Raw genomic sequence first — 17,319 nt, 5'->3', positions numbered from 1 at the left:
GGGACACGCATGTTTGCTGAATACTCACTATCGATAAGGAGTCTGATATGAGAAAACGACTGGCCATTATCGTACTCAGTGTCTTGAGTACTTCCACCCTGGCTGCCGAGTTGCCTCTAGGTCTCAGCACGACGGTGGCGGGGTCTGTGACGGTGGGTGAAACCCTGCTGATCGGTACTGCGCTGGTGGCGGGCGTTGCGGCCGCCTCCAACAGTGGCGGCAGCTCCAACGGCGGTACCACCACCGGTACCACGGGCACCACCGGTACCACCGGTACTGGTAACTGATACACCACCTTCCGCTTTTTGAGACCGCTTGGACTCCCCGCCCAAGTGGTCTTTTTTTCTTGTCGTTTATCGTGAGTGTATTAGCACTATGATGCGTATTTTTTCTGTGGCGGCTGTGGCGGCCGCTTTGTTGCAAGGCTGTATGTTTGCGCCCGGTCAATATATGGATACCGAGTCCATGACCCAGGACGGTGCAGCTGAAAACAGTCGGGTGGAGTTGATCCCGATTACCCCGAAGTTATTGGCCATGGACGCGGCGACGCAAGTGTCTTATTCGGTTCCCGACGCACTGCTCAGTTATAAACCCGGGCCGTATCTGATCGGCGCCAATGATGTGTTGTATATCACCGTGTGGGATCACCCGGAACTCACCGCGCCGTCCGGCCCGCAACAGCAGATCGATGCCAACGGCCGGCTGGTCAACCCCGACGGCAAGCTGTTTTACCCCTATGTGGGCGAAGTGGTTGCCAAGGGGCGAACCCTCGAATCCTTGCGTACGGAAATCACCAACAAGCTGCGTCAATACATCGACAGCCCACAGGTGGACATCAGTGTGCTGCGCTTTGCCAGCCAGAAAGTGGTGATCACTGGCGCCGTAATCAAGGCCGGCCCGGTGCCGATCACCACCACCTCGATGAACGTCATGGAGGCCATCGGCGCCGCGGGTATCGACCCGATCAATGCCGATCTGTCGAACCTTACGCTCACCCGTGGCAGCGAGCGCTACACCCTCGACCTGGATACGCTCAACCTGCAACAGTCGCGCTTGAACGATATCTACCTCAAGGACGGCGACCAGTTGTACCTGGCGTTCAACGATCGCAAGCGCATCTATGTGATGGGCGAAGTCATGCAGCCCCGTGCGCTGAGCTTCAAGACACGCAGCATGAACCTCTCCGACGTGCTGGGTTCGGTGGGCGGGGTCAACCAGAACACCTCCAACGCCGATGCCATCTACGTGATCCGTGGCGCGCAGAACCTGGATGTGGAGCCGGCCAAGGTGTTCCAGCTGGAAGCCGCCTCACCCTCAGCCATGGCCCTGGCCACGCGCTTTGATGTGCAGCCCCAGGACGTGGTGTTTGTGGGCCCGGCCAATATCACGCGCTGGAACCGCTTTATCAGCCAGTTGGTGCCGTCCGCCTCGATCATCGGCATCGGCGCTTCCGCCCAGAACAACCTGAGCGAAGCCAGCAGCCGATAAGGGTGGAACCTGCGTGAACAGTCTGAAGATCGGTATTTACGTGGGCCTGACGTGGCTATTGTGTGGCTGCAATCCGCTGATGCAGGCCTCGCTCGACACCTTCAAGGCGGCGGTCTCGGGGCCTTCGCCCCTGGAGCTGACCCAGGCCCAGGTGGACGCCGTGCCGTTTCCCCAGATCCTGGTGAAGACGGTGTCCAGCGAAGGGGTGATGGCGATGATTCGCCAGCGCGGCGACCTGCAATTCTGGGTCGCGTCCGGCAAGCAGGTGCTGTTGCTGCGCGACGGCCTGGTGGTGCGCACCGTAGGCCTGGGCACTGACCTGGACGGCACGCACTGGGACGGCCCGTCGCCCTTCCAACAGGGCCTGCACCGCGTGCCGGATGGCTATCGCAGTACGCGGCGGATCGACCTGGTGGACGGTTATCGCGTCGGCATCAGCGTCACCAGCCGCCTGACCCGCGAGGGCCTGGAGACCGTCGATATCCTCGACAAACCCTACACCTTGCTGCGCGTGGATGAAGACATCGAAGCCGCCGCCCTGGGCTTTCGGGCGCGCAACCGTTACTGGGTCGACCCCCGTGACGGTTTTATCGTGCAAAGCGAACAACACCTCAGCCCGCGCCTCACCTTGAAAATCACCCAATTGCAACCCGCACGCAAGGAGGCCCGATGAGCTGCCGTAGACGCTGGGTGCTGGCGCTGGCGTGGAGCTGTGCCGGCGCGTGCCAGGCCGCCATGACCGTCAGCGGTCAAGTGCTTCATCCGGGGCCGATCCCCTTGGCTCCCGAGGCCCGCTTGCTCGACGTGATCATCGCGTCGCAGCCGGATGCCGAGGGCTACTGGCTGGGTGCGGCCTGGCTGCGCCGGCCGTTGCTGGAACGCCAGGCACGCCTCAAGGCCGGTGTGCTGTTTGACCTTCAGACATTGCGCAACGCCGCGTTGGACGCCGGGCGCGAGAACCGCGCCGTTCAGGCGGCGCGCCTTTATCAGCAGGTGCAGGCACTGCCGGTGACCGGCCGGCAAGTCGCGGTGCTGGACCCGGTGGCGGTGGAAGTCGGCTTTGCGCCCAACCCGCGCGTCAACGATGGCGACCAGTTGATCTATCCACCCAGGCCCGCAAGCGTGCGCATCCTCGGCGCCGTCGCGGCGTCATGCACGGTGGCCTTCCAGGCGCAGCGCCAGGCCCGTGATTACCTGGATGAATGCCCGCCCGTGGCGGGCGCCGATCGCGACTACCTGTGGCTGATCCAGCCCGACGGCCACGTCACCCGCCTGGGCATTGCCCCATGGAACCGCGAGGAGGGCGCCGCGCCGGCACCGGGCAGCACCGTGCTGGTGCCGTTGCGCAGCGACGACCTGGAGCCGCCCACCCCCGAGTTGAACCAGCAACTGGCCGAGTTTCTCGCCACCCAACCCCTGGCCGAGGTCACGCCTTGAAATTATGTATTGCGGCCGTGCTGCTGGTGCCCTGTGGCGTCGCGCATGGCGAACCCCGTTACACCCAGAATGACTTCGGCGGCGTCGGGCTGCTGCAAACCCCCACCGCACGCATGGCCCCGGTTGGCGAACTCAGCGTGAATGCCAGCCGCACCGACCCCTACAGCCGCTACAGTTTTTCGGCGCAGCCGCTGGACTGGCTTGAAGGCACCTTCCGCTACACCGCGATCACCAACCGCCCCTATGGCCCTGAGTCGTTCAGTGGCGGCCAGAGCTACAAGGACAAGGCCGTCGATGCCAAAGTGCGCCTGTATGAGGAGAGCCACTGGCTGCCTCAGGTCGCGTTGGGGATGATGGACTTGGGCGGTACGGGGCTGTTTTCCAGCGAGTACCTGGTGGCCAACAAGCGCTATGGCGATGTGGATTTCAGTGCCGGTATTGCCTGGGGCTACATGGGCAGCCGTGGCGATTTGGGCAACCCGTTGGGCGCGCTGGATGATCGTTTCAACCAGCGACCCACGGCCGAAGGCTCCGGCAGTTTTTCCAACGGATATTTTCGCGGCCGGCCGGCGCTGTTTGGAGGCGTCGCCTACCAGACACCCTGGGCGCCGCTGAGCCTCAAGCTTGAATACGAGGGCAATGACTACCAGCACGAGCCGCGCGATAACAACCAGCGCCAGGACTCGCCGATCAACCTTGGCCTGGTCTTCAAGGTCGCCGACTCCATCGACCTGAGTGCCGCCTGGGAGCGGGGCAACACCGCCATGTTCGGGATTACCCTGCACACCAACTTCGTCAGCCGCAAGGCACCGGTCAAGACGTATGACCCACCGCCGCCGCCACTGCCCGCGCAGGCACCGACCACGTCCATGGACCAGGTGGATTGGGCGGCAGTGTCCAAGCGCTTGCAGGACAATGCCGGCTATAGCGTCCAACGCATCGCCCAGCGCGGGCCGGAGTTGCTGGTGTATGGCGAGCAACAGCGCTATTTCCATGGCGCCAAGGCCGTGGGCCGCGCCAGTCGTATCCTCGACAACAGTGTCAATGACCAGATCAGCTGGTTCACCCTGGTCAGCGAGCGGTACGCGATGCCGATCGAAGAAACCAGCGTGCCTCGCGAGACGTTTCGTGAGGTGGTCGCCAACCGCGAGGACTTGCAGGACCTGCACCGCCAGACCGAAGTCAATCGTGCCAGCGCGCACAACCAGACGGTGCTCTACACCCAATCCGCCAACCCCCTGAGCTACGGCGCCGGGCTGGGCTACAAGCAGAACGTCGGCGGCCCGGATGGCTTGCTCTACCAGGTTTCCGCCGACCTCGACGCCGAGTACCGTTTCACCCGCAACACCTGGTGGAGCGGCTTGCTCAGCGTCAACCTGCTGAACAACTACGATGGCTTCACCTACGACGCGCCCAGTGGCTTGCCACGGGTACGTACCGATCTGCGCAAGTACATGACCACGTCCGATGTGACCTTGCCGACCTTTCAGCTCAACCGTGCGGTGCAGTTGGACCAGGACCTCTACGGCATGGTCTACGGTGGTTTGCTGGAGTCGATGTATGCCGGTGTCGGCAGTGAAGTGCTGTACCGGCCGATGGGCCAGCGCTGGGCGCTGGGGGCTGACCTGAACTATGTGCGCCAGCGCGGGTTCGAGCAGGACTTCAGCCTGCGCGACTACCGCACGCTCACCGGCCATATCACCGGCTACACCGACTTGCCGTTCAACACCCAGGGCGCACTGAGTGTCGGCCGCTACCTGGCGCGGGATTGGGGCGCGACCCTTGACCTGTCGCGGCAATTCAACAATGGCGTGCGTATTGGCGCGTGGGTCACGCGGACCACGGCCTCCAAGGAAGCCTACGGTGAAGGCAGTTTCGACAAGGGCCTGTACCTGTCGATTCCCTTCGATGAGTTGATGAGCCTGTCGACCCTGCGCCGCGCCAACCTGGTGTGGGCACCGCTGACGCGTGATGGCGGTGCGCGACTCAACCGCGCGTACTCACTGCATTCGATGACCGATGGGCGTGACAGTGACCTGTTCTACAAGAACTTCGAGAAGATCACTGAGTAGGCAGTAGCCCTTGTGGCGAGCGGGCTTGCCCTCATGCCGTTCAGGCAAGCGTACATCGCCTTCTGTAGGAGCGAGCTTGCTCGCGAAAAACGTTAACGATAACGCGTGCTTCCTGAATGAACGCGGCGCCTGTGAGTTCTTCGCGAGCAAGCTCGCTCCTACAAAAAAGCCTTAACTGAACGGCATGAGGGCAAGCCCTAATCGCCTTCTGTAGGAGCGAGCTTGCTCGCGAAAAACGTTAACGATAACGCGTGCTTCCTGAATGAACGCGGTGCCTGTGAGTTCTTCGCGAGCAAGCTCGCTCCTACAAAAAAGCTTTAACTGAATGGCATGAGGGCAAGCCCTAATCGGCTTCTGTAGGAGCGAGCTTGCTCGCGAAAAACGTCAACGATAACGCGTGCTTCCTGAATGAACGCGGCGCCTGTGAGTTCTTCGCGAGCAAGCTCGCTCCTACAAAAAAGCCTTAACTGAACGGCATGAGGGCAAGCCCTAATCGGCTTCTGTAGGAGCGAGCTTGCTCGCGAAAAACGTCAACGATAACGCGTGTTTCCTGAATGAACGCGGCGCCTGTGAGTTCTTCGCGAGCAAGCTCGCTCCTACAAAAAAGCTTTAACTGAATGGCATGAGGGCAAGCCCTAATCGGCTTCTGTAGGAGCGAGCTTGCTCGCGAAAAACGTTAACGATAACGCGTGCTTCCTGAATGAACGCAGCGCCTCTGAGTTCTTCGCGAGCAAGCTCGCTCCTACAAAAAGCCTTAACGGGCAAGCCCGCTCGCCACAGTGATCTAGTAGATGTCTTTGGACAGCAGCGTAAACGGCGTTTTCAGCAGGATCTTGATGTCCAGCCACAGTGACCAGTTGTTGATGTAGCGCAGGTCGATATCGACGCGTTTTTGCATCTTCTCCAGGGTCTCCGTTTCCCCGCGGCAACCATTGATCTGTGCCAGGCCGGTGATACCGGGCTTGATGCGATGGCGTGCCATGTACGCGTGAATCTTCCCGGAGTAGTAGTCGTTGTGCGCCACCGCATGGGGGCGTGGGCCGACCAACGCCATGTGCCCCTGCAATACGTTGAACAATTGCGGCAGTTCATCGATGGAGGTGCGGCGAATGAAGCGGCCCACCGGGGTGATGCGCGAATCGTTGCGACTGGCCTGGCGCACTTCCTTGTCGTCATGCACACGCATCGAGCGGAATTTCCACACCTTGATCACCTGGCCGTTCCAGCCGTGCCGGTCCTGTTTGAAAATCACCGGGCCGGGAGAGGTGAGCTTGATCAGCACGGCGAACAGTAACAACAACGGGCTTAGCAGGATGATCGCCAGCAATGCCAGGCTCTTGTCCAGCAGCGACTTGCTCAGGGCCGCGGTCGGGCGGCTGGTCAGTGGGCTTTCATTGAGGAAAATCGCCGGCAAGCCATCCACCTCGGCGACGCAGTGGTTGAGCAGCAGCATGTTATTGAGGTCGGGCACCCAGATCACATCCACGCTGATGTCCAACAGGTTGATGTACAACGCCTCGATATGCGTGGCTTCCTGCAGTGAATGGGTGATGTAGAGCCGACGGATACCGTGCTGGCGAATCAACTGCGGCAGGTCCGGCAGCTCGCCGAGTATCTGCGACTGCAGCTGCGGCGCAGCGGTGTCGCGGGCGCCGACCAAGCCAACCAGGGGCGAGCGTTTACGCCGGGACAGGGTGGTGGCCAGGTCTGCGGCGAGCTTGCCTGTACCGACGATCAGCGATTTATGCCGCTCGTGAAGTTGGTTGTGGTAATAACGGGAAAGACTATGAATAGGGATATAGCATAATGCTAGTAGCGCGTAGCTGGTGGCGGCCCACAGTAACAGGATCTCCAGGGGGAACAGTGCCCCGGCATTACAGGCGATGCCCACGGCTAATAAAATAATCAGTGTTAGCAGCCAGCCCATGAAGAGCCGCCCCAGGCCCACGCCATAATCATCTTTCTTGCTGTACACATCGCACAACATATACGCCGGTAGAGAGGCAAGTATCGTAAAAGCGGCCAATGCCCGATAGTAATAGTCAAGTTGGCCGGTCTTTAAAACAACCAATGCAAATAGTAATGCCACGACCAGGCTGGAGGCCAGTGTCCATTGCCCCCAGAAGGTCAAGCCTTTAGGGAAGGTCTGAAGTAAGCAGCCGTTTTTAACGGCCTCGCTGTCTGAGGTTCAAAAAACACCGACTTAATCGAAAATCAGACCTTTCCTCCTGTCAGTTCACTGTTTTTTGCGGAATAGCACCTTTTCAGGGCTCATTGTCCACATCACAGGCGCACCTCGCCTGCATTCAACAGTCGTTTTCGCATCATCCACAGGTTCGATAAGGCAAACAGTGTGGTCTGCTGCGCGGTGTTTTTCACCAAGCCTCGGAAGCGGACTTTCGTATAACCAAACTGGCGCTTGATCACCCTGAATGGATGCTCAACCTTGGCCCGGACTTGAGCTTTCGCGTATTCGATTTTGCGGCGCATGCGACCGATCAGGCTCTTTTTTGCATGCTTCTTATAGCTGCTGGGGCGCGCTGCGATCGACCAGATCATCTGGCGATGTTGATGCTCCGCACGCTTCTCCACGCCGGTGTAACCGGCATCGCCAGAGACGTAAGTTTCCTCGCCATGCAGCAACTGATCGACCTGAGTCACGTCCGCCACATTCGCCGCCGTGCCCACCACGCTATGTACCAGACCGGATTCAACATCGACACCGATGTGCGATTTCATCCCGAAATAGTACTGATTTCCTTTCTTTGTCTGGTGCATTTCGGGGTCGCGTTTACCGTCCTTGTTCTTGGTCGAACTGGGCGCATGAATGATCGTCGCATCGACCACAGTTCCCTGACGCAGCAGCAAACCTCGGTCGCCCAAATAGCCGTTGATGACCTGCAAAATCCCACCGGCCAGCTCATGTTTTTCCAACAGCCGGCGGAAGTTGAGGATCGTGGTTTCATCCGGAATCCGATCCAAATGCAGCCCGGCAAACTGGCGCAGAATCGTGGTTTCGTAGAGGGACTCTTCCATCGCCGGATCGCTGTAGCCGAACCAGTTTTGCATCAGATGAACCCGCAGCATGGCCATCAACGGATACGCCGGACGACCGCCTTCACCCTTCGGATAATGCGGCTCGATCAACGCAATCAGGCCTTTCCAGGGCACGACCTGATCCATCTCAATCAGGAAACGCTCACGGCGGGTCTGCTTACGTTTGCCTGCGTACTCGGCATCAGCGAAAGACATTTGCTTCATCGGGGCTCAACCGTTCAGTTCGTGGGACAGCCGTATCTCACCAGATTTGGAAGTCTTTTTCAGAGTTTCCTTAGGTGTTAGATGACGATGCATTCTTTGGTTATTCAGCATGCTACTGCTCCCAGTGGTGACCACTCGTGGTGGCAGAGTTAAGCGACACGTGGCGTTAATAACCACCAAACGACAGGCGCGCAGAGGCGCACAAAGGGATAGTAATCAACGGTAGGGAGCAATAGCTGACGACTTATAACAGGGTCATGGCAGTATCTAGTAGCTGTATGACGAGGAGGGGGTTGTTATAAAAAGGCAGTTTTAATAGGGTGGTGGGTGGCAGGGTGATTATTGTGTAAGTGTATTATTTTTGTTTTAGTGGCGTTGCGTGGTGAGCTCCAGTGATTTTTTTATCTTCTGCGTCAAACAATAGCCTCGATTTCGCACTGAACGAAACAAGCGCTCGCCGTCGTTAACCCGTTTGAATTTTTCCTGGAGGCGGCTAAGGCACATTTCCAGACCGCGATACAGTTCAGGTTCGCGCCCGATGTTGCGGATCAGTTCCTCTTTGCTGACCACCCGTTCTTCATGGTGGAGCATCTTCTTGATCAGCGCCGATTCAATCGTGGTTAATGAAATACGCAGGCCACCTTTAACCAGTATCCGATCCTGTTGTGTCAGTAACCAAAAGTCCGGCGTGTGCAGCGCGGTGAAGTCAGCGTTGTTTTCCTGGAGATTGCGATGTGTCTTAGTATTGGTAAGTTGAGATTTTAAGTGGCTGTCACTGGACGGTTGTGCAGCAGCCTGCAGACACGGTGTTGACGGGGTAGTTGAGAAGTTGAGTTTATCAATGACAATGTAGTGACTTGTCGGTGGGGTGAAGTAGTGGTTGTGATGCAACGGAGTGTCGATCACCGCAGACGTTAGCGTGGCCCTCACGGTATTGTCCCGTAAAGTATAAGTGTGGTCGCGATAGGTCAACTCGACGTTGGGTGCAAAATCCTGAAGCGCAATAGGCACAGGTGCGGGCGAGAAGGCGTGCTTTTTGAGTGAGCTCATCGTGTTCACCGTTATCAGTGGGGGGAGAAAACTATAAACTTTCAGCGGGCGAGTAATAACCGCCCTGAAAGTAATTAAAAGGCAGGTGTTTGGCGAGCATGGCACTGTCGGAAAATTCAACCTGGTCCGCGATAAATGACACTCGCGTGACGCTTATCAGCTCTAGCATACGGTCGTAGAGCCGATTGAACAGGTCGGAGTGCGTATTTAGGCTCAAGCGGATGGCCGTGTCCGGAAAGGGCATTTTTATATAGTCATAGAGCTTGAGTTCTATCAGCAGGTCAGCCGGCTTTGTATCGAGTTTGTAGTTGTTGTAGGCAAGTTTGATACCGCTGCGGTCTTTCAGGGTATAAAGCTGGCGCACCATGGCCCTGCGCTCCACTGGACTTGGCAATGCGTCCAAGGGGTTTTCTACGCTGATGACGAGTTGCTGTTTGTACTGCTCCAACGTATCGGAAGTTTGGATTAACTGCTTGAGCATGTCTGGGCACATCAGTGCCGATTGGTCAATGCGCAGGAACTTATGCATGGCCGGGTAACGCGAAGCCGCTGGTAGTTTTCGGGTTGCGTTCGTTGAACGTGGCGTCAACAGTTGCAGGGCCTCACGATAGGCACATTGCAGTTGTTCGCGGCACATCGGATGCAGCTCATGCGCATGAGTGAGCAAGTTGGTCGTGCTGTCGACGCGAGTTTCACTTCCCCATAGCGTGCAGTTTCGTTCAACTATCGCCTGCCTCAGGAACTTGAACTCGGCAATGCCTGCAGGTGATATTTTCTCGCTATTCACGATTCGACCTCTCCTTGACAGGGTGCAGATGGTTGGCAGAAATAATCCCGCGGCTTAATTTATAGCCGTAGCCTCGAATATTCTGAATGATGTTTTCGCCATATTGCGCCTTGATCTTGCTGCGCAGGCGGCTGATGGATTTTTCCAGGGCGCGGGAATCGTAGAACTTGGTATTGAGCCCCATGACCGCGGCGATTTCGTCATGACTGAGCAGTCGCTTATGAATCAGTGCTTCGAGTACCTTCATTTCAACGAAGGAGATCTCTAACTTTTGGCCGCCGCCGTAAATGCACATGCGGTCCTGGTCGAGGATCAGTTCGCAAGAATCCGACCGATACGTTTCATTCAGAAACGCATCGACTAAATCGAGTTTTTTCTCGGGGGAAGTTTCGACTACTTTGATGCAGTAATCGGCGCCGGCCAAATAGTATTTGGTCTTGCTCTGGGTGGACGCAAATGTCACCACGACACATATGATGCAACCCGGATGTTGGGTTCGTGTCTTCTTTATGATGTCCAGAGTTTGATGGCTGGCAGAGGGCGTATCGATTTCTATAATGATGGCGCGGTAATTGACGGGGTCATCCAGTGAGTCAACTAGTTGGCCGTAGCTACGTGTATCGACTTTTAAATCATTCGGTACAGTGCGAACTATAAGCGCTCTAAAATCCTCGGTTTTAGACGGAGTCCGTGCAATAGCGAGGACGTTGGAAAAATGCATCACCTACTCCCTTTTCCGGCATGCAAGGCCGACAGTTCAATCGCTGCTAGCGTTTAGATACTAATCGAATTGATTACGGCAAAACGTGACAAATTTTAACATTCGTCCGTTTATTCTATAGGAGTGAACGCGGTGAGCGGGGGGTGTTGCGAGGGTATTTGTGCAGCTGTAGACATATGCTAGTGCAGTTTTTTAATGCGTGATAAGTAATTTAGGTGAAGCGGTCTTTGTCCGTGATGGCAGTTTAGTATTTGTCATATGTGGAGGATCGTGAGGTGTCGACCAAGCCCCTTCGCACTATAAGTCTTTGCGCGGCCGACTGACTGGCCGACCCAGGCGAATCTCGGCACACAACCCGCCGCCCAGACGATTGCTCAAGGTCAGCGTCCCGCCAATCGCCACCACCAGTTGTTGCGCAATTGCCAACCCCAGCCCCGTGCCGCCGGTGCCACGATTGCGTGAGTTTTCCACCCGGTAAAACGGCTGCAGCACTTGCGTCAGTTCACCCTCGGCAATCCCGGGGCCGCGGTCCAGCACCTTGATCGACAGTTCGCCCGTCGCCGTAGCGCCCACTTCCAGCTCGGCGCTGCCGGCAAATTTCAGCGCGTTGTCCACCAGGTTGACCAGCACGCGGCGCAGTGCGTGGGGGCGGGTGTCGAAGACCCGAGCGCTTCTGCCAGACAGGCTGACGCGCTTGTTCATGTCCTGATAGTCAAACACCAGGCTGTCGAGGAATGCGTCGAGGTTGATACGTGCACTGGCCTCGCTGGCGCCGTGCACGCTGCGCGCGTAGGCCACGCCTTCGCGCACCAGATGCTCCATTTCGCCGAGGTCGCTCCACAGTTTGTCGCGGTCGGTGGAGTCTTCCATGAGTTCGGCGCGCAGTTTCATGCGGGTGATGGGGGTTTGCAGGTCGTGGGAAATCGCCGCAAGGATCTGCATGCGTTCCTTGAGGTACTCGGCAATGCGTTGCTGCATGGCATTGAACGCGACCGCGGCGTGGGCGACTTCGGTGGGGCCGGTTTCGTCCAGGGGCGTCGGGTGGGCGTTCGGGTCGAGGGTTTCCACGGCGCGGGCCAGACGGGTCAGCGGGCGGATGGCCAGGCGCACGGCCGCCCAGGTACAGCCGAGCAGCAGCGCCAGTTGCAGGACCAGCACCACCGGCAACCAGTGTGCAACGGGCGGGGCGGCGGGGCGTACGTCGAGGGTGATCGGGTTGCCATCAGCCAGCGTCAGGTGCGCCTGAAAGTGTTTCTGTAGGCCGGGGATCGTGCGAAAGGTCAGGGGGTAATGCTCGCCCAGGGCATGCCTGATCGACGCGGCCGCCATTGGTATGTCATCACTGTTCATCGGCTCGCCGCTTTCGCCGGCATTGAGCAGGTAGCGATAGTTCTGCCGGTCCAGGCGCGGCAGCCAGCTGGCGCGCTCATTGGCGGGCAGGCGGTCGAGGATTGCCACCGAGGTGGCCACATCGTTTTCCAGGTTATCCAGCATCGTGGTGCGCGCGCTGATATAGCGCTCGTAGAACTGCGCACTGAAGGACAGGCCATGGGCACACACCAGGCTGACCAGAAAGATCAGCGACAACTGCGACGCCAGCGTGCGTGGCCAGCCGAGGCGCCACTTCATTGTCCGGCCCCGAGGATTTCCACCGGCAGGGAGAATACATAACCCTCGCTGCGCACGGTCTTGATATAGGCCGGTTCGCGGGCATCATCCAGCAGGCGCTGGCGCAGGCGGCTGACCAGCAGGTCGATGGAGCGGTCGTATAGGTCCGCGTCGCGACCCTGGGTCAGGTTGAGCAACTGGTCGCGGCTGAGTACCCGTTGCGGGTGATCCAGGAACACGCGCAGCAGGCGATATTCCGCGCCGCTCAGGGCCACCTGGGTGTCGTCGGTATCGAGCAGATGGCGCGCGGTGGTGTCCAGGCGCCAGCGCCCGAAACGGATCAGGCGCCCGGTTTCGCTGACCACCAGGTTCGGCGGCAGCATGCGCGTGCGGCGCAGCACCGCGTTGATCCGGGCCAGCAGCTCGCGTGCGGCGAAGGGTTTGACCAGGTAATCATCCGCGCCCATTTCCAGGCCGATGATGCGGTCGGTTTCATCGTTGCGCGCGGTGAGCATCAGCACCGGCGTGCCCTTGTGCTTGCCGACCCGCAGTTCCCGGCACAGCTGCAAGCCATCGTCGCCGGGCATCATGATATCCAGCACGATCAGGTCCACCGGGGTGGTGTCGAGGAAGCTGCGCATCTGGCGACCGTCGCCGACCACGCTGGTGCGCATGCCGTTTTTCTTCAGGTAATGACCGAGCAGTTCGCGGATCTCCCGGTCGTCATCCACGATCAGGATGTGATCGACGTGGTCCATGCAGTTTTCCTCAAGCAGTCATTATTGCTGCGCAGTCTAGTCACTGCCCGGTGCCTTGCCTTGTGCCCTTTGTATGCCAGTGTATCTGGCGATAAGCAGATACACGGTGAGGCTAAAATACCGATACTGCGGGCTTTTTTCGACACAATCCGGATACCTTGCGCAGGCTCAATGGACGTCATCGAACACCTGCCGAGGACGCTGTGATGAAGACCCGGACCATCTGCTGTTTATTCGCGAGCCTGGCCCTGGCCGCTGCCTTATGTTACTTGCTGCCCAAAGCCGTCGACGCCGAGCCTTTCAGCCAGTCCAACCCGACCATGCCGTCCCTGGACGGTGCCGTGGCCTGGCTCAACTCAGCGCCGCTTGATGCGGCCGCGCTGAAGGGCAAAGTGGTGTTGGTGGATTTCTGGACCTACGACTGCATCAACTGCCAGCGCAGCTTGCCGTACGTGAACCAGTGGGCGAACAAGTACGCCAAGGACGGCCTGGTGGTGATCGGCGTGCACACCCCCGAGTACGACCACGAAAAAGTGCTGGATAACGTGCGTCAGCAGGTGACGAAACTGGGGATCGGGTACCCGGTGGCTATCGATAACGACTTCAGGATCTGGCAGGCGTTCGACAACCAGGCCTGGCCGGCCCATTACTTCTTCGACGCCACCGGCAAAAGGCGCTACAGCCATTGGGGAGAGGGCCGTTATGACGAGCAGGAGCAGGTGATCCAGACGCTGTTGGAGGAAGCCAGGGCGTTGCATCCGGCTGCACCTGGCACGGTTGGGGCGCGTCACGCCTTGAGCAGCAGCGCCTCGAACAGCTGCCGCACCTGCGCTTCGTCACTGTGGGCGACATTGAAGCGCATCGAGTCGCGATGGGCCGGGTCGTAGCCGAATAGTGCGCCGGGCGCCAGCACCATGCCTTGCTTCAATGCGACCTGGGCCAAGCGCTCGCCGTCCACACCGGCGGGCAGGCGCGCCCAGATGAACATCCCGCCTTCATACCCCATCGGCAGTTCACAGCCACACCGCTTGAGCCATTGCTCCACCCGCCCACCGGCCTCCGTCAGGCGCTGCACCATGCGCTTGCGATGTTTGGCGTAGCTGCCTTCGCTGAGCATGCGGTAGACGATCTGCTCGAACAGCTCGGAGGTCACGCCGCCGCTCATCAACTTCATGTGGGTCAGGTTCGCCGCCAATTGTGGCGCCGCCACCACGTAGCTGACGCGGGTGTTGGCGCTGAGGATCTTGGAGAAGCCTGACAGGTAGGTGACCTGGTCGAGCCCGGCGAGGGCGGCCAGGCGGGGCGGCGGGTTGGGGTGAAGGTCGCCGTAGAGGTCATCCTCGATGATATGGCAGTGGTAGCGCTGGGTCAGTTGCAGCAGGCGAAACGCCTGGCCAGGGCTGAAGGAATGCCCGGTGGGGTTGTGCAGCACGCTGGTGGTCAGGTACAGGCTGGGGCGGTGCTCGGCCAGCAGCTGTTCGAGGGCGGCGAAGTCGAAACCGTCGGGACGACGTTGGATCGTCAACACCTTGACCCCGTGCAGGGCCAGGTTGGCGTGGAAGTTGAAGTAGCACGGTGCGTCCAGCAGCACCGTGTCGCCGGGGCGCGCGAGCAGGCGCATCAGCATGTCCAGGCCTTGCACGGTGTTGGGGGTGGTGATGATTTGCTCCACCGGTACCGACAAGCCCTCGCCGTGCAGCTTATGTTGCAGCGCCTGGCGCAACGGCAACAGCCCGGCCGGCGTGCCCAGCCCGGCGATACGCAGCGATGGCGCACGTACGACGCTGCGCATCGCCTGGCGAATCGCCTCGCTGTCCAGCCAGCTTTCCGGTAAGTGGCCGCTGCCGGGGCGCAGGTCGCTGCCGGCGCTGACCAAGGGCCGTCGCAACACACTGAGCAGGTCCTGGGGCAGCAGGTCGACCCAGGCCGCCGAGGCGGGGCGGGCGGTGTCCATCGCCACGAAGAAACCGCGGCCTTGGCTGGACGTCAGCAGGTTGCGCCCGCGCAGGCGATCCAGCGCTTCGTTGAGGGTGAATTTGCTGACGCCCAGGGTCTCGGTCAACTCACGTACCGACGGCAATTTGCTGCCGGGTGCCCATTCGCCTTGCTCGATGGACTGGCTGAACGCGTCGACAATCTGCTGCACCTTGGGGGTGCCGTCGACAAAAGCGATGGGGGTTACCAACATAAGGCTTCCTTGTCTTTGCCGGTCATTTTACCGGTGAAGTTTGGGCGAATTAGGCATTACTTTACCTGCCTTGCGCAATGCCGCTGTCCTAGACTGCGCGGCATCCGGCCCATCTGCGGCTGTCTGATCCCAGGAGCCAGGGCCATGACGAGCGCATTGACGCTATCTTCGTTTCTCTACTTTCTGCTGTTTTGCACCACCCTGACGTTCAGCCCAGGCCCCATGACCCTGTTGCTGCTGAGCCTGGGCTTGAAGGGCGGGTTGCGCAATTCGATCCCGGCGCAGGTCGGTGCCAGCGTGTCGTACCTGATCTCGATCCTGATCTTTGCCGTGGGGTTTTCCGAACTGATCAAGGGCAACCTGGCGATTACCCAGGGCATCCAGATTGTCGGTGTGGCCTATATCCTCTACCTGGCCTACAAGCAGTGGACCAGCAGCGGCCTGCCAATCGACACCGCCGGCAGTGTCGAGGGCGCGCGCGGCCTGTTCGGCAAGGGCTTGCTGACGGGGTTTTCCAACCCCAAGACCCTCATTATGTTCAGCGCCGTGTTCCCACAATTCGCCGGGGCAGGGGGGCACCGCTCGACGACGGACATCGCCATCCTCGGGCTGACCTTCCTGCTGCTGCAATGTGCCAGCGGTTGCCTGTACTGCTATTTCGGCCAGCGTATCCGGCACGTGCTGGAAAACCCCCGGCGGCGGGTGCTGTTACAACGGGTCACGGCCGCGCTGTTGCTGGGGGTGGCGTTGATGCTGGCGCGGGGTTTTTCCCCGGAAGGGCTGTAAGCTTATAAGCGGTAGTGGCGTATTGCCGCCGCCCTGATAGACTCCAGGCATTCATATAGGATCATCAGAGCATGCCGGCCGCCGGAGGAAAGGGATTTCCGCTCGCTACACGCTTGTATAAATCCCGCACCCTGGGGCTGACGCTCGGCTTTGTGTGCGTGGCGTTTGGCATGTATCCAGTGAACCCGCCCCTATGGGTGTGGGTCTGGATGATCCTCAACGCCTTCGTATGGCCGCACCTGGCCTTTCAGTCTACATTGCGCGCGCCCCAGGCCCTGCGCAGTGAACGCCGCAACCTTCTGTTCGACTCCTTTTGCGGCGGCTTCTGGGTTGGTGCCATGCACTTCAACCCGCTGCCCAGCGTCACCACCCTGTCGATGATGACCATGAACAACGTCGCCATCGGCGGCCCGCGTTTCATGCTGATGGGCTGGGTGGCACAGGGGCTGGGGGTTGGCGTATCACTGCTGATATTCACGCCCGCGTTCATTGCCTTGACCACGCCGGCACAGCTCTATGCGTGCCTGCCGATCCTCATGCTTTACCCGCTGGCCCTGGGCTGGGTCTGCTACCGCCAGGCCTTGAACCTTGCACGGCATAAGCGCGAACTGCTGGCCCTGAGCCGCACCGACAGCCTGTCTGGCCTGCTCAACCACGGCGCCTGGAAGGACCATCTGGAAATCGAGTTTCAGCGCTGCCGGCGCGAGCAGCAGGGCGCGGCCATTGCGTTGATCGACATCGATCATTTCAAGGTGATCAACGACACCTACGGCCATGTCACTGGCGATATCGTCCTGCGCCAGCTCAGCAAGGTGCTGCGCCAGAACCTGCGTGTCGCCGACCTGGCCGGGCGCTACGGCGGTGATGAGTTCTGCGTGATTCTGCCGGGCATGCCGCTCAACCGTGCCACCGAAGTGATGGACGCCCTGCGTGATCGCTTCAACGCGCTGGCCTACGCCCAGGACCCGACCTTGCGCGCCAGCTTGAGCATCGGCCTGGCCCCTTATCAACTCACGCATGCCGACTCCACCAGTTGGCTCAATGACGCTGACCTGGCGTTGTACGAAGCCAAGAGCAGCGGGCGCAACTGCGTCAGTGCGGTGCAGGGGGCTTGGTTGCGGTCGGTCTAGTGGGGTAGGGTGTGGCGTGATCTCCCTATAAAA

The 17,319-nt window shown here is 59.5% G+C and carries 15 protein-coding genes and 1 pseudogene; 8 read left to right on the top strand and 8 right to left on the bottom strand.

Annotated features, from left to right (window positions below; translation table 11 throughout):
- Nucleotides 1–47: 47 nt before the first annotated feature.
- The 5 genes from P2T68_RS22300 (at nucleotide 48) to P2T68_RS22280 (ending at nucleotide 4,997) form a co-directional block, all read left to right on the top strand.
- Complete coding sequence (locus tag P2T68_RS22300; RefSeq protein ID WP_069076454.1) at nucleotides 48–287, top strand: hypothetical protein; 240 nt, start codon at nucleotides 48–50, stop codon at nucleotides 285–287.
- Between the two features lie 88 nt (nucleotides 288–375).
- Nucleotides 376–1,488, top strand: a complete 1,113-nt coding sequence (locus P2T68_RS22295; RefSeq protein WP_069076455.1) for a polysaccharide biosynthesis/export family protein — start codon at nucleotides 376–378, stop codon at nucleotides 1,486–1,488.
- Nucleotides 1,489–1,501: 13 nt separating this feature from the next.
- Nucleotides 1,502–2,161 (top strand): YjbF family lipoprotein, encoded by a 660-nt coding sequence (locus P2T68_RS22290; protein ID WP_277378287.1) that lies wholly within the window; start codon nucleotides 1,502–1,504, stop codon nucleotides 2,159–2,161.
- Complete coding sequence (locus tag P2T68_RS22285; RefSeq protein WP_024074915.1) at nucleotides 2,158–2,925, top strand: capsule biosynthesis GfcC family protein; 768 nt, start codon at nucleotides 2,158–2,160, stop codon at nucleotides 2,923–2,925. The genes P2T68_RS22290 and P2T68_RS22285 overlap by 4 nt, the downstream gene beginning before the upstream one ends.
- Nucleotides 2,922–4,997, top strand: a complete 2,076-nt coding sequence (locus tag P2T68_RS22280) for a YjbH domain-containing protein (RefSeq protein WP_277378286.1) — start codon at nucleotides 2,922–2,924, stop codon at nucleotides 4,995–4,997. The genes P2T68_RS22285 and P2T68_RS22280 overlap by 4 nt, the downstream gene beginning before the upstream one ends.
- Before the next feature lie 784 nt (nucleotides 4,998–5,781).
- Here P2T68_RS22280 and P2T68_RS22275 read toward each other — a convergent pair.
- The 7 genes from P2T68_RS22275 to P2T68_RS22245 all read right to left on the bottom strand — a co-directional run bounded on the left by P2T68_RS22275 (nucleotide 5,782) and on the right by P2T68_RS22245 (nucleotide 13,182).
- On the bottom strand, nucleotides 5,782–7,128 hold the full coding sequence (locus P2T68_RS22275; RefSeq protein ID WP_024074917.1) for an undecaprenyl-phosphate glucose phosphotransferase: 1,347 nt from the start codon (nucleotides 7,126–7,128) through the stop codon (nucleotides 5,782–5,784).
- Nucleotides 7,129–7,280: 152 nt separating this feature from the next.
- Entirely contained in the window at nucleotides 7,281–8,258 is a 978-nt protein-coding gene (locus P2T68_RS22270; RefSeq protein ID WP_033902000.1) for an IS5 family transposase, read from the bottom strand.
- A gap of 366 nt (nucleotides 8,259–8,624) precedes the next feature.
- On the bottom strand, nucleotides 8,625–9,308 hold the full coding sequence (locus tag P2T68_RS22265; protein ID WP_024074918.1) for a winged helix-turn-helix domain-containing protein: 684 nt from the start codon (nucleotides 9,306–9,308) through the stop codon (nucleotides 8,625–8,627).
- Between the two features lie 31 nt (nucleotides 9,309–9,339).
- Nucleotides 9,340–10,095: a hypothetical protein gene (locus tag P2T68_RS22260; RefSeq protein WP_069076427.1), complete on the bottom strand. Its 756-nt coding sequence runs from the start codon at nucleotides 10,093–10,095 to the stop codon at nucleotides 9,340–9,342.
- Nucleotides 10,088–10,816: a winged helix-turn-helix domain-containing protein gene (locus tag P2T68_RS22255; RefSeq protein WP_024074920.1), complete on the bottom strand. Its 729-nt coding sequence runs from the start codon at nucleotides 10,814–10,816 to the stop codon at nucleotides 10,088–10,090. The genes P2T68_RS22260 and P2T68_RS22255 overlap by 8 nt, the downstream gene beginning before the upstream one ends.
- A gap of 297 nt (nucleotides 10,817–11,113) precedes the next feature.
- Nucleotides 11,114–12,445 carry a HAMP domain-containing sensor histidine kinase gene (locus tag P2T68_RS22250; RefSeq protein ID WP_102624859.1) on the bottom strand — a complete coding sequence of 444 codons (1,332 nt, stop codon included), beginning with the start codon at nucleotides 12,443–12,445 and terminating at the stop codon, nucleotides 11,114–11,116.
- A complete protein-coding gene (locus tag P2T68_RS22245) occupies nucleotides 12,442–13,182 on the bottom strand; it encodes a response regulator (RefSeq protein ID WP_069076425.1) in 741 nt (246 codons plus the stop codon). The genes P2T68_RS22250 and P2T68_RS22245 overlap by 4 nt, the downstream gene beginning before the upstream one ends.
- Before the next feature lie 320 nt (nucleotides 13,183–13,502).
- On the opposite strand from P2T68_RS22245, the pseudogene P2T68_RS22240 reads away from it, so the two are divergent.
- Nucleotides 13,503–13,949: pseudogene (locus P2T68_RS22240) on the top strand (thioredoxin family protein); the annotation flags it as partial.
- A 20-nt stretch (nucleotides 13,950–13,969) separates the two neighbouring features.
- Here P2T68_RS22240 and P2T68_RS22235 read toward each other — a convergent pair.
- Nucleotides 13,970–15,370 carry a PLP-dependent aminotransferase family protein gene (locus P2T68_RS22235; protein WP_069076423.1) on the bottom strand — a complete coding sequence of 467 codons (1,401 nt, stop codon included), beginning with the start codon at nucleotides 15,368–15,370 and terminating at the stop codon, nucleotides 13,970–13,972.
- Nucleotides 15,371–15,514: 144 nt separating this feature from the next.
- Here P2T68_RS22235 and P2T68_RS22230 point away from each other — a divergent pair, with 144 nt between their 5' ends.
- Nucleotides 15,515–16,156, top strand: coding sequence for a LysE family translocator (locus tag P2T68_RS22230; RefSeq protein WP_277378284.1), 642 nt, complete (start codon nucleotides 15,515–15,517; stop codon nucleotides 16,154–16,156).
- 71 nt (nucleotides 16,157–16,227) lie between these two features.
- Nucleotides 16,228–17,286: a diguanylate cyclase gene (locus P2T68_RS22225; protein ID WP_277378283.1), complete on the top strand. Its 1,059-nt coding sequence runs from the start codon at nucleotides 16,228–16,230 to the stop codon at nucleotides 17,284–17,286.
- The last annotated feature ends 33 nt before the right edge of the window (nucleotides 17,287–17,319 follow it).

Origin of the sequence: Pseudomonas sp. G11, assembly GCF_029457515.1 — a bacterium.
In the GTDB taxonomy this organism is placed as follows: Bacteria; Pseudomonadota; Gammaproteobacteria; order Pseudomonadales; family Pseudomonadaceae; genus Aquipseudomonas; species Aquipseudomonas gorinensis.
This window is presented reverse-complemented; position numbering and strand designations above follow the sequence as displayed.

Coding starts and splice junctions, on each gene's coding strand:
- P2T68_RS22300 (WP_069076454.1), top strand. CDS start 48: ATGAGAAAACGACTGGCCATTATCGTACTCAGTGTCTTGAGTACTTCC.
- P2T68_RS22295 (WP_069076455.1), top strand. CDS start 376: ATGATGCGTATTTTTTCTGTGGCGGCTGTGGCGGCCGCTTTGTTGCAA.
- P2T68_RS22285 (WP_024074915.1), top strand. CDS start 2,158: ATGAGCTGCCGTAGACGCTGGGTGCTGGCGCTGGCGTGGAGCTGTGCC.
- P2T68_RS22270 (WP_033902000.1), bottom strand. CDS start 8,258: ATGAAGCAAATGTCTTTCGCTGATGCCGAGTACGCAGGCAAACGTAAG.
- P2T68_RS22265 (WP_024074918.1), bottom strand. CDS start 9,308: ATGAGCTCACTCAAAAAGCACGCCTTCTCGCCCGCACCTGTGCCTATT.
- P2T68_RS22255 (WP_024074920.1), bottom strand. CDS start 10,816: ATGCATTTTTCCAACGTCCTCGCTATTGCACGGACTCCGTCTAAAACC.
- P2T68_RS22250 (WP_102624859.1), bottom strand. CDS start 12,445: ATGAAGTGGCGCCTCGGCTGGCCACGCACGCTGGCGTCGCAGTTGTCG.
- P2T68_RS22245 (WP_069076425.1), bottom strand. CDS start 13,182: ATGGACCACGTCGATCACATCCTGATCGTGGATGACGACCGGGAGATC.
- P2T68_RS22235 (WP_069076423.1), bottom strand. CDS start 15,370: ATGTTGGTAACCCCCATCGCTTTTGTCGACGGCACCCCCAAGGTGCAG.
- P2T68_RS22230 (WP_277378284.1), top strand. CDS start 15,515: ATGACGAGCGCATTGACGCTATCTTCGTTTCTCTACTTTCTGCTGTTT.
- P2T68_RS22225 (WP_277378283.1), top strand. CDS start 16,228: ATGCCGGCCGCCGGAGGAAAGGGATTTCCGCTCGCTACACGCTTGTAT.